This is a genomic window from Corynebacterium sp. P3-F1, from assembly GCF_030503635.1.
Taxonomy (GTDB): Bacteria; Actinomycetota; Actinomycetes; order Mycobacteriales; family Mycobacteriaceae; genus Corynebacterium.
In genome coordinates this window covers 825,124-837,439 of sequence record NZ_CP129965.1, presented here as the reverse complement: position 1 = coordinate 837,439, position 12,316 = coordinate 825,124, and the positions used below count along the sequence as shown (strand labels likewise).

15 protein-coding genes and 2 tRNA genes are annotated in these 12,316 nt (G+C 61.8%); 6 read left to right on the top strand and 11 right to left on the bottom strand.

Annotation, left to right across the window (positions count from 1 at the left end):
* Positions 1 to 79 precede the first annotated feature (79 nt).
* From QYQ98_RS03945 to QYQ98_RS03900, 10 genes are all read right to left on the bottom strand, one after another.
* A tRNA-His gene (locus QYQ98_RS03945) sits at positions 80 to 155 on the bottom strand.
* 48 nt (positions 156 to 203) lie between these two features.
* Positions 204 to 836, bottom strand: a complete 633-nt coding sequence (orn, locus tag QYQ98_RS03940; protein ID WP_302007458.1) for an oligoribonuclease — start codon at positions 834 to 836, stop codon at positions 204 to 206.
* A gap of 10 nt (positions 837 to 846) precedes the next feature.
* Positions 847 to 1,647, bottom strand: a complete 801-nt coding sequence (cmrA, locus tag QYQ98_RS03935; protein ID WP_302007457.1) for a mycolate reductase — start codon at positions 1,645 to 1,647, stop codon at positions 847 to 849.
* A gap of 20 nt (positions 1,648 to 1,667) precedes the next feature.
* On the bottom strand, positions 1,668 to 1,907 hold the full coding sequence (locus tag QYQ98_RS03930; protein WP_302007456.1) for a helix-turn-helix transcriptional regulator: 240 nt from the start codon (positions 1,905 to 1,907) through the stop codon (positions 1,668 to 1,670).
* Positions 1,900 to 2,487, bottom strand: a complete 588-nt coding sequence (locus QYQ98_RS03925) for a hypothetical protein (protein ID WP_302007455.1) — start codon at positions 2,485 to 2,487, stop codon at positions 1,900 to 1,902. Before QYQ98_RS03925 ends, QYQ98_RS03930 begins: the two co-directional genes overlap by 8 nt.
* 114 nt (positions 2,488 to 2,601) lie before the next feature.
* Positions 2,602 to 3,021, bottom strand: a complete 420-nt coding sequence (panD, locus tag QYQ98_RS03920; RefSeq protein ID WP_302007454.1) for an aspartate 1-decarboxylase — start codon at positions 3,019 to 3,021, stop codon at positions 2,602 to 2,604.
* Positions 3,022 to 3,295: 274 nt separating this feature from the next.
* Complete coding sequence (locus tag QYQ98_RS03915) at positions 3,296 to 3,508, bottom strand: hypothetical protein (protein WP_302007453.1); 213 nt, start codon at positions 3,506 to 3,508, stop codon at positions 3,296 to 3,298.
* Positions 3,508 to 3,642: a hypothetical protein gene (locus tag QYQ98_RS03910; protein WP_302007452.1), complete on the bottom strand. Its 135-nt coding sequence runs from the start codon at positions 3,640 to 3,642 to the stop codon at positions 3,508 to 3,510. The genes QYQ98_RS03915 and QYQ98_RS03910 overlap by 1 nt, the downstream gene beginning before the upstream one ends.
* 107 nt (positions 3,643 to 3,749) lie before the next feature.
* Positions 3,750 to 4,373: an SMI1/KNR4 family protein gene (locus QYQ98_RS03905; protein ID WP_302007451.1), complete on the bottom strand. Its 624-nt coding sequence runs from the start codon at positions 4,371 to 4,373 to the stop codon at positions 3,750 to 3,752.
* A gap of 99 nt (positions 4,374 to 4,472) precedes the next feature.
* Positions 4,473 to 4,549, bottom strand: a tRNA-Arg gene (locus QYQ98_RS03900).
* A gap of 91 nt (positions 4,550 to 4,640) precedes the next feature.
* Here QYQ98_RS03900 and QYQ98_RS03895 point away from each other — a divergent pair.
* The 5 genes from QYQ98_RS03895 (at position 4,641) to QYQ98_RS03875 (ending at position 10,343) form a co-directional block, all read left to right on the top strand.
* Positions 4,641 to 6,632 carry a bifunctional copper resistance protein CopD/cytochrome c oxidase assembly protein gene (locus QYQ98_RS03895; RefSeq protein WP_302007450.1) on the top strand — a complete coding sequence of 664 codons (1,992 nt, stop codon included), beginning with the start codon at positions 4,641 to 4,643 and terminating at the stop codon, positions 6,630 to 6,632.
* 167 nt (positions 6,633 to 6,799) lie between these two features.
* Positions 6,800 to 7,399: a single-stranded DNA-binding protein gene (locus QYQ98_RS03890; protein WP_302007449.1), complete on the top strand. Its 600-nt coding sequence runs from the start codon at positions 6,800 to 6,802 to the stop codon at positions 7,397 to 7,399.
* 140 nt (positions 7,400 to 7,539) lie between these two features.
* Positions 7,540 to 9,210, top strand: coding sequence for an energy-dependent translational throttle protein EttA (gene ettA, locus QYQ98_RS03885; protein WP_302007448.1), 1,671 nt, complete (start codon positions 7,540 to 7,542; stop codon positions 9,208 to 9,210).
* A gap of 33 nt (positions 9,211 to 9,243) precedes the next feature.
* Positions 9,244 to 9,666 carry a thioesterase family protein gene (locus tag QYQ98_RS03880; protein WP_302007447.1) on the top strand — a complete coding sequence of 141 codons (423 nt, stop codon included), beginning with the start codon at positions 9,244 to 9,246 and terminating at the stop codon, positions 9,664 to 9,666.
* The gene (locus QYQ98_RS03875; protein ID WP_302007446.1) at positions 9,666 to 10,343 is read left to right on the top strand and encodes a hypothetical protein; all 678 of its coding nucleotides are present in this window, start codon (positions 9,666 to 9,668) and stop codon (positions 10,341 to 10,343) included. Before QYQ98_RS03880 ends, QYQ98_RS03875 begins: the two co-directional genes overlap by 1 nt.
* Positions 10,344 to 10,487: 144 nt before the next feature.
* Here the strand turns inward: QYQ98_RS03875 and QYQ98_RS03870 are convergent, their stop codons facing one another.
* Entirely contained in the window at positions 10,488 to 10,952 is a 465-nt protein-coding gene (locus QYQ98_RS03870) for a globin (protein WP_302007445.1), read from the bottom strand.
* 124 nt (positions 10,953 to 11,076) lie between these two features.
* Between QYQ98_RS03870 and QYQ98_RS03865 the strand changes: the two genes are divergently transcribed.
* Positions 11,077 to 12,270, top strand: a complete 1,194-nt coding sequence (locus tag QYQ98_RS03865) for a cystathionine gamma-synthase (RefSeq protein WP_302007444.1) — start codon at positions 11,077 to 11,079, stop codon at positions 12,268 to 12,270.
* Positions 12,271 to 12,316 lie beyond the last annotated feature (46 nt).

Here is a 12,316-nt window from a genome sequence, read left to right as displayed (position 1 = left end):
GGGAAAATGAAAATACCAAGGCGCCGGTTTGTCCACTTTGTCGCGACTCATCTGTCAACAATGTCGCGACTGATGAATTTGGGGTGGCTGACGGGGCTCGAACCCGCGACACCCAGGATCACAACCTGGTGCTCTACCAGCTGAACTACAGCCACCATCGCTGCTGAAGCAGCGGTCTTCTACATTAGTTCACACTCGCGCATTTACAAAAACTGCTGGTACGCGTCGGTTGCGGCTGTCGTGCTTTCATGTGCTTCGGAGGAAGACGGACCCGGAGCGGGGACGAACACGGCGCGTCGGTAGTAGTCGAGCTCGCGAATGGATTCGACGATGTCCGCCAACGCGCGGTGCGCCATGCCCTTCTCAGGCTGGTTGTAATAGGCCTTAGGGAACCAGCGGCGTGTGAGTTCCTTGACGGTGGAGACGTCGATCATGCGGTAGTGGAGAGCCGCGTCTAGTCGCGGCATCTGCGCCCGAATGAATGTCCGGTCGGTGGCGATGGAATTACCGGCCAACGGCGGACGGTGCTCCCCGCAGTGCTTTTCCAGGAGGCCTAAAACGGCTTCCTCCGCTTCCTCGATGCTGACGGTGGAGGATTTGACCTGCTCGGTCAGGCCGGAGGAGCCGTGCATCTCTGTGACGAAGTCATCCATCTCCGCCAGTTCTTCGTCGCTCGCGTGGACGACCAGGTCAATGCCGTCATCGAGAATGTTCAGGTCAGCGTCGGTGACCAGGGCGGCGACCTCCACGATCACGTGGCGGTCGGGATCGAGGCCAGTCATCTCCAAATCGACCCACACGATGCGGTCGTCTTTCGCGGCCAGTGCTTCACTCATGGGCCCCACGCTAGCCCATCTTGGCGTAGAACCAGCCCATCACAGGAGCCAGCGCACCACGGGGCGCGTAGGAAGAGACGAAGTCCATGGCCTTGGACAGGGGGCCGGGCGTGATGCGGCGGCGGTTCTTCTTCATGGCGTCGATGGTCTCGCGCGAGCAGGACTCGTAGGTGGTCCAGAGGAAGTCGGGGACGACCTTGTCCACGATGGACTGCTCTTCTTCCGGGATGACGGCATCGCGCACCGGGCCGGGTGCGAGCAAGGTGCAGTGCACGCCGGTCTTTTTCAGTTCGTAGTGGAGGGCTTCGGTGAACGCGTTGACGCCGGCTTTGGTGAGCACGTAGGTGGCGTTGTTCGGGATCGGGACGTTACCGGCGGCGGACCCGACATTGCACAGTGCACCCTCGCCGCGCGGGACCATGTGGTCGAGCACCGCCTTGGTGATGCGGAAGACGGCCGTTGCGTTCAGGTTGAACTGGTTCGTCTCATACGTCCAGTCCTGGTCCAAGAAGGGCCCGAAGGAGGCGATTCCAGCAGAGTTCACGCAGATGGAGACGCACTTTTCGTCGATAAGCGAAAGCAGCTTATCGACGTCTTCCGTGACCGACAGATCATGCGCCGCCACGATGACGTCGATGCCGTGCTTCTGCTCGAGCTCAGCCGCGAGTTTGGACAGGACGTCCTCGCGCCGGGCGACAATGATGAGGTTGTGGCCTTCGGCAGCGAAATCACGCGCCATGGCTTCGCCGATGCCTTGGCTCGCGCCGGTGATCAGGGCGTAAGAATTCCGTGTCGGGGAGGGGAAACTCATGCCTGCGAGCCTACAGGGGCCTATGCGTCGGCTCTGGGGCGCCGGACCGAGAAGACATCGCCCGGTTGGCAATCCAGCGCTTCGCAGATCGCGGCGAGGGTGGTGAACCGGACGGCTTTCGCGCGGTTATTTTTCAAGACGGAGAGGTTGACGGGGGTGATGCCCACTTTCTCCGCGAGCGCCGCGCCGGTGATGCCGCGTGCGGCCATGAGCTCGTCGAGGTGGCAGATCACCTGTGGCTCGTTACTCGGGCTAGACAAGGCCTTCCACGTCCTCTTCGAGCTGTGCACCGCGGCGCAGGATCGTGGCCAGCGCGCCCAAGACGCAGGCGAGAACAAGTGCTGGTGCCATGTCGGAGAGTGGGGTGCTGGTCCCCGCGTCGTGCCACCAGTCGATGCCCAGCTCCGCTGATGCCCAGTTATTGGCCATGCCTTCGAGCCCCAGGCGGGCGAAGAGGAAAACGAAAATGCCGGCCATGCCGCCGACGAGGCGGCGCGAATTCTTTTCTGTGAAGACCTCGCCTTTAGCCATGTCTCCAAAGGAGTGGACCACCAGGAAGACTGTGGTGAGCAACGCGATGAATTTTAGGGCGAGAGCGGCTATGAACAGGTACTGGGGGCCGGAGCTGAGGTCGGCGAAATGCAGGCCGCCCTCGATGGCGGGGGAGAGGCGTGTTGAGATGGTGCCTTTCGAGGCGAGTGCACCGATCTCCGGGAGAATCCATGCGAAGGCCATGGCGACGGCCAGGCCGTCCCACCACGTGATCTGGGCACGCTTATTGCGATTCTTTGGAGTGGGATCAGGTGCGGGGGATGTGCGGTCAACGTCTTGTGCGTTCACGGCTCAAACCTTTCTTATCGAATCCCGATGTTGTCGTAATTCGATAATATCGTTATTCGATAAGGTGTCAAGGTGTGGAACGGAAAAGCCGCCATCGAAAGAATTTCGGCGACCTTAGACTTCGTCGGGATGCCGGGGATCTTTCAGCCCTGAACCTGTTGGAGCGTGGGCCGGGTCCTCGCCGTTTTCTAGGATTGCGTTCTGCTCGTTGACGAGGACGATGCGCGGGCTGTAGCCGCCCAGCTCCTCCTCGGTGTACTGGGCGTAGCCGATGATGATCACCAAGTCGCCCGGGCTGATCAGGTGAGCGGCGGCGCCGTTGATCCCGATCACGCCGGTGCCTGCCTCGCCCGCGATGGCGTAGGTGGTCAAACGGTGGCCGTTGTCAATGTCGACGATGTCGATCTGCTCGCCCTCGAGCAGATCGGCTGCCTTCATGAGTTCGGCGTCTATCGTGCAGGACCCCACGTAGTGGAGATCTGCCTGGGCGACCGTGGCGCGGTGGATCTTGGACTTCAACATGGTGCGGAACACGGTTAGAAAGGCTACTCCACCCGCGGCTCGAGGCTATGCTCCCGCCGGTGAGACGTCGTGCATTGCGCTCGGTGAAGACCTTGTCTTTCGGCATATCGCTGAAAACGGTGCTGACCAAGAAAAAGGTGGCGAGTAGAGCGATGAATGTGATGGCGAGTGCTATGGCGAACATGCCTTGCGCGCTATTCGATAGGGAGTAAAGTGTTTGCGCACGAAAAACGCCACCCTGTTTCCAGGATGGCGTGGTCGGACCAGGTAGAGCTGAACTTTGCGTTTAAACCAGTTCGCTCGGGCCGTCCGGGTTGTCGTTGGCGTAGCTGCTGTCGTCCTCGACGTTCTCCTCGTTGTCCAAGTTGTCCAGATCGCGCGACTCCAGCCGGTCCAGATCGGAGATCGGGTCAGTATCGGGTTCGTTGCCGATGCGGCGTGTCGCTGCCTCGAGAAGCTTGTCCTTCTCGCCGCCTGCGTTGCTGTGTGGCTCAGACATTAGTTCTGCTCCTCTGCGTCCGTTTCCGTGTCTTTCTCGCCGGTCTTGTCTGCACGTTCCTGCAGATCGGCATCTGCTTCCGGATCGGTCAGGTCCTCGATGCTGTCCTCGCGGATGGGGCCTTCGTTGGACATGGTGTCCTCCTTGAATGACGTTGTTCACGCTGTACATGGTCCAGCGTAGCTATTCTTCGGTGGTGGTGAACTGGAAATAGCCTGGATGAGGTGAGTTGCCGGCGGGGTCACTCACCCGCCGTAAAGTCGCGGACGTGGCAGTTGGGCCCCTCGGGGGCTTCGTCCGGGTCGTAATCGTAGAGTCCGTCGTCGCCCTCGTCGCCGGCAGCGACACCGTCCATGCGAATATTCTCGGCAATCTTGTAGTCGTCGACGACCGCCTCGAGCCAATCCTGCAGCGAGAAAGCTTGGACGGTCCGGTCGGAGTGCTCCCGTTCGAAGACCACGATCTGACCTCGATCGCCGCCGGCGACGCCCTCCGAGTCGAAGCAGAGGAAGCAATTGGACCAGGATTTAGCGAAGGGAATCCAGCTGGGGTAGTACCAGTCCTCGACGGTGAACTCAGCGCCGATGGCGTTTGTGAGCGCGTGCCATGTCTCCAAGGCTTCCTCGAGGCTGAGCAATTCAACAACACCGATGATTTCTTCCTGGTTTGAGCCGTTGTGCCAGTGATAGAGCTCAACCAGCTCGGTGGGGAAGTCCACGCCGGCCTTCTCTAAAACGGGTGTGTACGCGTTCACAATTCTTTGAATGACTTTCAGAGGCAACCCGTCGCCGAGCGCAAGGAAAGCCGGTGGGTGGACGGTGGCCATGAGGAATTCGAGGTCATTGAGAGTCGCGGTGATGCCCATGCCCACATGTTAAGTTCGCTCGCTGACAATGTCGCCCTGTTTCCGCACGTAGAGTGCGCACTTTAGTGCGCAGCGTGAATGCAGGCAGTCGAAAAACTGTGGCGCCCCCAGCAGGACTCGAACCCGCGACCAGCCGGGTAGAAACCGGATGCTCTAATCCACTGAGCTATGGAGGCTTGCCCGTTGCGCACGTACCGGGCGGGAATCATCGTAACGCACGAGCGGTGGCTTTCCATATTGCAGTCCATCGAAAGTAGGGTGAGTGCCATGTCGAGAAAGCAAGCAGTGCAATCGGCCTGGCCTGTGTATCTTGCGGTGCTGGCGGTCGGGGCCGTGGTGGCTGGGGCGTTATCGTTCTCATTCGTGGGCGGTTCGCTTGCGTCGTTGGGCATCCCGGATCCGGGTCCGCTCACCACAGCAGGGTTGCCGGCGTTGCGGGGGATCGCCTGGTTGCTCGCCGCGCTGGCTACGGGGTCGTTCATGTTCTCGGCGTTCATGATTCCGCCGGACAGCGAGAAGCTTGCCGACGCTTCACTCACCGTCGACGGCCACATTGCCGCCCGCACCGCGGCGTGGGCGAGCGCGGGAGTGGCTTTGATAGCGCTGGTGATGATCCCGTTGGTTTTATCGGATGTGTCGGGCACACCACTGGGGGATGTGATGTTCTCGCCGCAGATGTGGGCGACGGCCGTGGATCGGGTGGCGGACGCAAAGATCTGGTTGATCGTCGCACTCATCGCGTTGGTGGTCGCGGTCTTCGGTTTCGCGTGCAGCTCGTGGGGTTCGCAGGTCCCGCTGTTCATCGGGGCGATTTTGACTGTCATGCCCTTGGGGTTGTCGGGCCACTCCGCGTCGGGTGGTAACCACGACTACGGCACCAATTCCTATCTGTGGCACCTCGTGTTCATGATGGTCTGGGTGGGTGGCCTGCTCGCTCTGGTCGCGCACGGCCGACGGCTCGGACCGAATATGCCTGCAGCGGTGCGCCGCTATTCAGCAGTGGCGTTGTTCGCGTTTTTCGCCATGATGATCTCCGGCGTGGTCAACGCGCTGATCCGGGTGCAGTTCTCCGATCTGACCTCCACCGCCTACGGGTGGACGGTTCTGCTGAAGGTGATCGGCTTGGCTGTGCTGGGGCTGCTGGGTTTCGCGCACCGTCAGTTGACTATTCCTCAGCTGGGGAAGAGGCCGGAGTTGTTCGGGCGGATCGCGGTCGTCGAAACGCTCGTGATGGCGGCTGTGACGGGCGTGGCCGTGTCGATGGGCCGCACGCCGCCGCCGACTCCTCTGCAACCGGATCTAAGCGCGATGCAGATCCAGATGGGGTACAACCTCGAGGTGGCTCCATCGGTGACCAATGTCTTCGGCATGTGGCGCTTCGAGGTCTTTTTCAGCATCATCGCGATCTTGCTCGCTGTTTTTTATCTGCATCTGGCACAGCGCGTCGACGGGTGGAAGACATCCCGTACAGCTTGGTGGCTCGCGGGGTGCGCGACCACTGCGGTGACTATGTCCTCGGGCATCGGCATGTACATGCCAGCGAGCTTCTCGGTCCACATGGTCGTGCACATGATTCTCTCCATGGTCGTGCCCGTCTTCTTGGTGCTGGGTGCGCCTTTCACATTGATCAAAGAGGCCTACCCGGAAGGGGAGTTCAACCCCCGGGCCTGGGTCGAGGCATTTGAGGAATCCACCTTCCTGCGTGTGATCACTTACCCTCCGGTGTCCACGCTGCAGTTCCTCGTGGTTTTTTACGTGCTCTACGTCTTCCCGCCCTTCTACGAGTTCGCTGTGTCGGAGCACGCCGGGCACTTGATCATGAATGCGGTCTTCCTCCTGTCGGGCTACTTCTACTTCTGGGATCTCATTGGTCCGGATTATGTGCCCAACCGGCGTTCGACGGTGGTCCGTTTCGCGTGGTTCGTCTTCTCCATGCCCATCCACTTGTTCATGGGCGTGTACCTGATGCAGCTCAATTTCGTTTTGGCGGAAACCTTTTACACGAAGCTCGAACTTCCATGGAACCCCGATCTGTTGCGCGACCAGAAGGTCGGCGGCGGCATCGGCTGGGCGGCCGGAGGATTCCCGATGGCGCTCGTCTTTGTCATCCTTCTTCTCGGGTGGTTGCGGGACGATCGCGCTGATGCGAGGGATATTGACCGGAGCGAGGAGGAATCCGACGACGCCCAGTGGCGGGCCTACAACGAGATGCTGTCGCAATACTCGGAACGAGTGAATCGCGGCTCAGACGGCAGTTAGAGCACACAGGCCGAAACAGGCCGCCTGTGGATAACTGAAAACTATCCACAGGTTTTCGGGGGCATGATCGCGTTCTTGCAAAAAGTGGGAAAGGCTTGAAGCGTCACCGCCATATCGGTCCAGGTGACGCGCAAGTCACTCACTGACAACGAAAGGTACGAACGATCATGTCTCAACTTCCCATTACCCTGTCTGGCAACCTCACCGACGACCCAGTGTGCAAGACCTTCGACACCGGCACCACGTTGACCCGGATGCGCGTGGCCACTAGCCGTCGTGTCCGCACTGATTCCGAGGACGAAAACGGCAACGCTCAGTGGGCCGACACCGACCTGCTCTACATTGATGTCGAATGCTGGGGCCAGCTCGCGGTGAATACACGCGTTTCTCTGGAGAAGGGGATGCCCGTGGTGGTGGTCGGCCGGCTCGTGTCCGACAAATGGACCGACGCGGAGGGCAACACTAGGTATAAGCACATCATCAAGGCGAACCAGATCGCGCTGGAGCTCACGCGCTTCCAGGTGTCTTCGCGTTCCACCAGTGTGCAGAAGCGGACGCTGAAGGGAATGGACGAGGTCGCCGAAACCACTCGCGAAGACATCGCCGAGGAGAACGACACCGTACCCACGAACGGGAACACCAACGGTGCGGATGGCGCGGCATCTGACGGGGTGATCGAGCGCACCGGAACGGCGGAAGAGATGAGCTTCGCCGACCGCGAGCACGAGGTTGTGGAAGAGAACCGGGCCCCAGTTTCCGTCAGCTAGTCTGCGGCACGCCCGCGCGCCCGCTTCGGCGGGTGCGCGACAGCGACCGCTGACGGTCACTGCCGGTTCCCGGGCGGGGAGCGTGATGTACCCTTTGTGGTGATTTACGTTCTGCCTACACGTATGTAAAGGGGACTGAAGTGGCCGAGTTCATCTACACGATGAAGAATGTTCGCAGGGCCGTCGGTGACAAAGTCATTTTGGACAATGTCACGATGGCTTTTTATCCCGGCGCCAAGATCGGTGTCGTGGGTCCGAACGGCGCGGGTAAGTCCTCGCTGCTGAAGATCATGGCGGGCATCGACCAGCCGAATAACGGCGAGGCCTTCCTCGATCCGGGTGCAACCGTGGGCATCCTGCTCCAGGAGCCGCCGCTGAACGAGGAGAAGACGGTCCGCGAGAACGTCGAAGAGGGCCTGGGAGACATCTTCGAAAAGAAGCAGCGCTTCGAGGAGATCGCCACCGAGATGGCCATGAACTACTCCGACGAGCTCATGGAGGAAATGGGCAAGCTGCAGGAGGAGCTCGACGCGGCTGATGCGTGGGAAGTGGACTCCAAGATTGAGCAGGCGATGGAAGCTCTGCGCTGCCCGCCGTCGAATTCCCCGGTGACCAACCTTTCGGGAGGTGAGCGCCGCCGCGTCGCGCTGGCCAAGCTGCTGCTTTCTCAGCCGGACCTGCTGCTTCTCGACGAGCCGACCAACCACCTCGATGCCGAGAGTGTCCTCTGGCTGGAGAAGCACCTCCAGGACTACCCGGGTGCTGTCCTGGCCGTGACCCACGACCGCTACTTCCTCGACCACGTTGCGGAGTGGATCTGCGAGGTCGACCGCGGAAAGCTCTACCCGTACGAGGGCAACTACTCCACCTACCTGGAGAAGAAGGCCGAGCGACTCGAGATCGCCGGAAAGAAGGACCAGAAGCTGCAGAAGCGCCTGAAGGGCGAGCTGGAGTGGGTCCGCTCCTCGCCGAAGGCGCGTCAGGCGAAGAACAAGGCGCGTCTGGAACGCTACGAGGAGATGGCTGCCGAGGCGGAGCAGTACCGCAAGCTCGACTTCGAGGAAATCCAGATCCCGACCCCGCCGCGTCTGGGCAACAAGGTCGTGGAGGTCAAGGACCTGAACAAGGGCTTCGACGGCCGCACCTTGATCAAGGACCTGTCGTTCACGCTGCCGCGCAACGGCATCGTCGGTGTCATTGGCCCGAACGGTGTGGGTAAGTCCACCCTGTTCAAGACCATCGTCGGTTTCGAGGAGCCGGATTCCGGCTCGGTCGAGGTCGGTGATACCGTCCAGATTTCGTACGTGGACCAGAACCGCGAGAACATCGACCCGGAGCAGACTGTGTGGGAGGTCGTTTCCGACGGCCTGGATTACATTCACGTCGGCCAGAACGAGATGCCGTCGCGTGCGTACCTGTCGGCCTTCGGTTTCAAGGGGCCGGACCAGCAGAAGCCGTCGAAGGTTCTCTCCGGTGGTGAGCGCAACCGCCTGAACCTAGCGCTGACGCTCAAGCAGGGCGGAAACCTGATTCTGCTCGACGAGCCGACCAACGACCTTGATGTGGAGACCCTCGGCTCCCTGGAGAATGCGCTGCAGAAATTCCCGGGCTGCGCGGTGGTCATTTCGCACGACCGCTGGTTCCTCGACCGAACTTGCACCCACATCCTCGCCTGGGAGGGCAATATTGAGGAGGGCAAGTGGTTCTGGTTCGAAGGCAACTTCGGGGACTACGAAGCCAACAAGGTGGAGCGACTCGGCGAGGAAGCCGCGAAGCCGTCCCGCGTCACACACCGCAAGCTGACGCGCTAGTCCACTCATCCGCACAGAAAGGACCTTGGACTCATGGCTGACAACGCACCGAACAACATCCAGCACATCACTCTGCGTTGGAACGATTTCGACCGTTACGATCACCTGAACAACTGCAAGTTCCTCGACATCTCGCAGGAGGCGCGCATCGCCTTCCTGCGCGAGAACTTCAGCGACCAGGAGCAGGAATTCGGGGTCTTCGTGCGCCACGTGGAGATCGACTACATGCGCCCCGTCATGGCGGACACCACCGCGGTAGAGGTGGAGACCACGGTGACCGAGATCGGCAACACCTCCTTCAAGACCCGCCAGGACCTGAAGGACCGCCAGGGCCGGGTGTGCGGCGTGGTCAACACCGTGCTGGTCGCAGTGGATCTGTCCACCGCCGCCCCGCGTGAGATCACGCAGGCGGAACGCGGCATTCTCAACGCTGGCGCCGGCGAGTCCGCGGAGTAGTGGCTACCGAATCCCTCCGTATCGACGCCGGGGCAGCCGGGTTGAAAGCGCTCGTTGAACGCGCGCTCGCCCTGGACAGCACGGGTTCAGCACGCTTTTCGACGTTCGATGCCAACCCCGATACCCCCGCCGTCGATGTCTTTGTCACCACTCCGTTCAACTGCGTCGCATCGCGCCGGGTGGCGGGGCAGGCATCCCGTGACGGGGCCGTGGTGTCGCTGCAGGACCTCCGCGACGCTCTCGCGGCCGGGGACGCTAATGCAGAAATCGCGCGCCCACTCGAGATCGGGCCCGCCCGCGACGCGAATTGGCTCGGCGCTTTGTCGCCGAAGACCGGCTTCACTGAGCGCGACATCGTGCCCGTCAACGTGGTGCGGGATCTGGCGGATCAGGGCCGGCGGTTAGCCCGGCAATTCTCGGGGCCGATGGGGCCGCCGCGTTCCCTGCTCGAGCAGATCGTGCTCACCGCCGACGCCGAGGAGACCTCGGGGCCCGCTGTGAATGTGCCGATGCGCATGATCTTCACCTGCACGTCGCTAGGGCTCATCCCTGGGCCCGGCGCGCCGGTGGAGATCCCGCGTCACCTGCGAGTGTCCACCGCCGGCCGCTGGATCCGACTCGACGCGCCTTTCGGCAGTGTTTACTACACCTCCGGGGGCATCAACCTCTTCGGCTGATCGGGCGTGAGCGCCAGCTGCTAACCGAAGAGCCGTCGCAGGTGCTCCGAGGCATCGATAGGTGAAAGGCTATAAAGCTAACTATCTGCTCGGTTTTTTGATGGTGGGTTCCAGCCCCGCCTGGCTGTGTCCCCTGCGCGGCTGCTACATCAAGCTCCCGCCTTGGGGCCGCATCCCCGGGTGGTCTTCCGGCTGGTTGATCATCATGTAGGCGACCCGCTGCATGTGGTTCCACAATGCGTCGCGCTGGGCGGGCAGTAGCTCTTCGCCGGTGAATTGGTCGAGCGAGTTGCTCATCAGGTCGAGCCAGCGTTCCGCTTCTTTCATGCCGATGGGGAAGGGGAAGTGCCGCCGGCGCAGCATCGGTGCCCCGCGCTTCTCGCTGAAGGTCTGCGGGCCGCCCCAGTACTGCACCAGGAACCACCGGAGGCGGTCCTCCGCGCCCTCGAAGTCGTCTTCGGGGTACATGGGGCCAATCAGGTCATCCTCGCGTACCTGCTCGTAAAAGCCCGCGACGAGCCGGCGGAAGAAGTCCTCCCCAAGCGCCTCGTACATGGTCTGGGCTGTGTTTTCAGAGTTCTGTGCGTCGTCGCCCGCGTTCATAGTCATCGGCCCTCATTCTACTCTGGTGCTCCCCGGGCTCTTCCCGGCCGCTGTGAATGTAAACTAGCGCCCGCCGTCTGCGTAATGGACCGCTTGGTCTATTCTGCGTAGTTGAGAAGAAAGGATTGTGATGTCTGCCGGATTCAACACAGATTCTATTCACGCCGGATACGAGCCGGATTCCCTTTACGGGTCGATCAACACGCCGATCTACGCGTCGACCACCTTCGCGCAGGATGACTTGGCGGTGACCCGCAACGGGTACGAGTACACCCGCGTGGGCAACCCGACCATCACGGCGCTGGAGAAGACCGTCGCTGCGCTGGAGAAGGCCGACTTCGGCGTCGCGTTCTCCTCCGGCATGGCAGCCGTGGACTCGGTGCTGCGCATCCTGCTCAAGCCCGGCGACCACATCGTCATCGGCAACGACGCCTATGGCGGAACCTACCGCCTGATCCAGCAGATCTTCACCCTGTGGGGGATCGAGAACACCCCGGTGGACATCACCAACGTCGACGAGGTGGCCGCCGCGATCCAGGACAACACCAAGGTCGTGTGGGTCGAATCCCCGACGAACCCGCTGCTGTCCATCGCGGACATCCAGGCGCTCGCCGGCATCAAGGGCGACGCCACCCTCGTCGTGGACAACACCTTCGCCTCCCCGTATCTGCAGCAGCCGCTGGAGCTCGGCGCGGATGTGGTGCTGCACTCCACCACCAAGTACATCGGCGGCCACTCCGATGTCGTCGGCGGTGTCGTGGTCGGCCGGAACACAGAAGAAGGACACGAGGGTGTCTCCGCGATCACCGCGGGCAGCTTCGATGCCCTGAACAACCTCGAGGAGCAGCTCCGCTTCTTCTTCGGCTGGGTCGGCGCGATCCCCTCGCCGTTTGACACCTACCTCACCGCCCGCGGCCTGAAGACTCTCGGTGTGCGCATGGAGAAGCACTGCGACAACGCCGAGGCCGTGGCCAACCACCTGAACGAGTCCGACAAGGTCTCCCGCGTTTACTACCCGGGTCTTGCGGACCACCCGGGCCACGACCTGGCTGTGCGCCAGATGCGCCGCTTCGGCGGCATGGTCTCCGTGGCCTTCAATACCGCCGAGCAGGCCATGACGTTCTGCCGTTCCACCAAGCTGTTCTGCCTGGCGGAATCCCTCGGCGGCGTGGAGAGCCTCCTCGAGCACCCGGCCACCATGACCCACGTGTCCGTCGCCGGCTCCGCGCTCGAGGTCCCGCCGGAGCTCGTCCGCATCTCCGTCGGCATCGAGGACACCGAGGACCTCATTGCGGACCTCGAGCAGGCGCTGGCGAAGCTCTAATTTGCCGCCGTGGATCTGGATGACATTTAGCCCCATTTCCGGGTGC

Excerpts from the sequence above, each read along its gene's own strand:
- orn (WP_302007458.1), bottom strand. The coding sequence starts at position 836 with ATGAGTGAAGCACTGGCCGCGAAAGACGACCGCATCGTGTGGGTCGAT.
- cmrA (WP_302007457.1), bottom strand. The coding sequence starts at position 1,647 with ATGAGTTTCCCCTCCCCGACACGGAATTCTTACGCCCTGATCACCGGC.
- QYQ98_RS03915 (WP_302007453.1), bottom strand. The coding sequence starts at position 3,508 with ATGTCTGAGCCACACAGCAACGCAGGCGGCGAGAAGGACAAGCTTCTC.
- QYQ98_RS03910 (WP_302007452.1), bottom strand. The coding sequence starts at position 3,642 with ATGTCCAACGAAGGCCCCATCCGCGAGGACAGCATCGAGGACCTGACC.
- QYQ98_RS03905 (WP_302007451.1), bottom strand. The coding sequence starts at position 4,373 with ATGGGCATCACCGCGACTCTCAATGACCTCGAATTCCTCATGGCCACC.
- QYQ98_RS03895 (WP_302007450.1), top strand. The coding sequence starts at position 4,641 with ATGTCGAGAAAGCAAGCAGTGCAATCGGCCTGGCCTGTGTATCTTGCG.
- QYQ98_RS03890 (WP_302007449.1), top strand. The coding sequence starts at position 6,800 with ATGTCTCAACTTCCCATTACCCTGTCTGGCAACCTCACCGACGACCCA.
- QYQ98_RS03880 (WP_302007447.1), top strand. The coding sequence starts at position 9,244 with ATGGCTGACAACGCACCGAACAACATCCAGCACATCACTCTGCGTTGG.
- QYQ98_RS03870 (WP_302007445.1), bottom strand. The coding sequence starts at position 10,952 with ATGACTATGAACGCGGGCGACGACGCACAGAACTCTGAAAACACAGCC.
- QYQ98_RS03865 (WP_302007444.1), top strand. The coding sequence starts at position 11,077 with ATGTCTGCCGGATTCAACACAGATTCTATTCACGCCGGATACGAGCCG.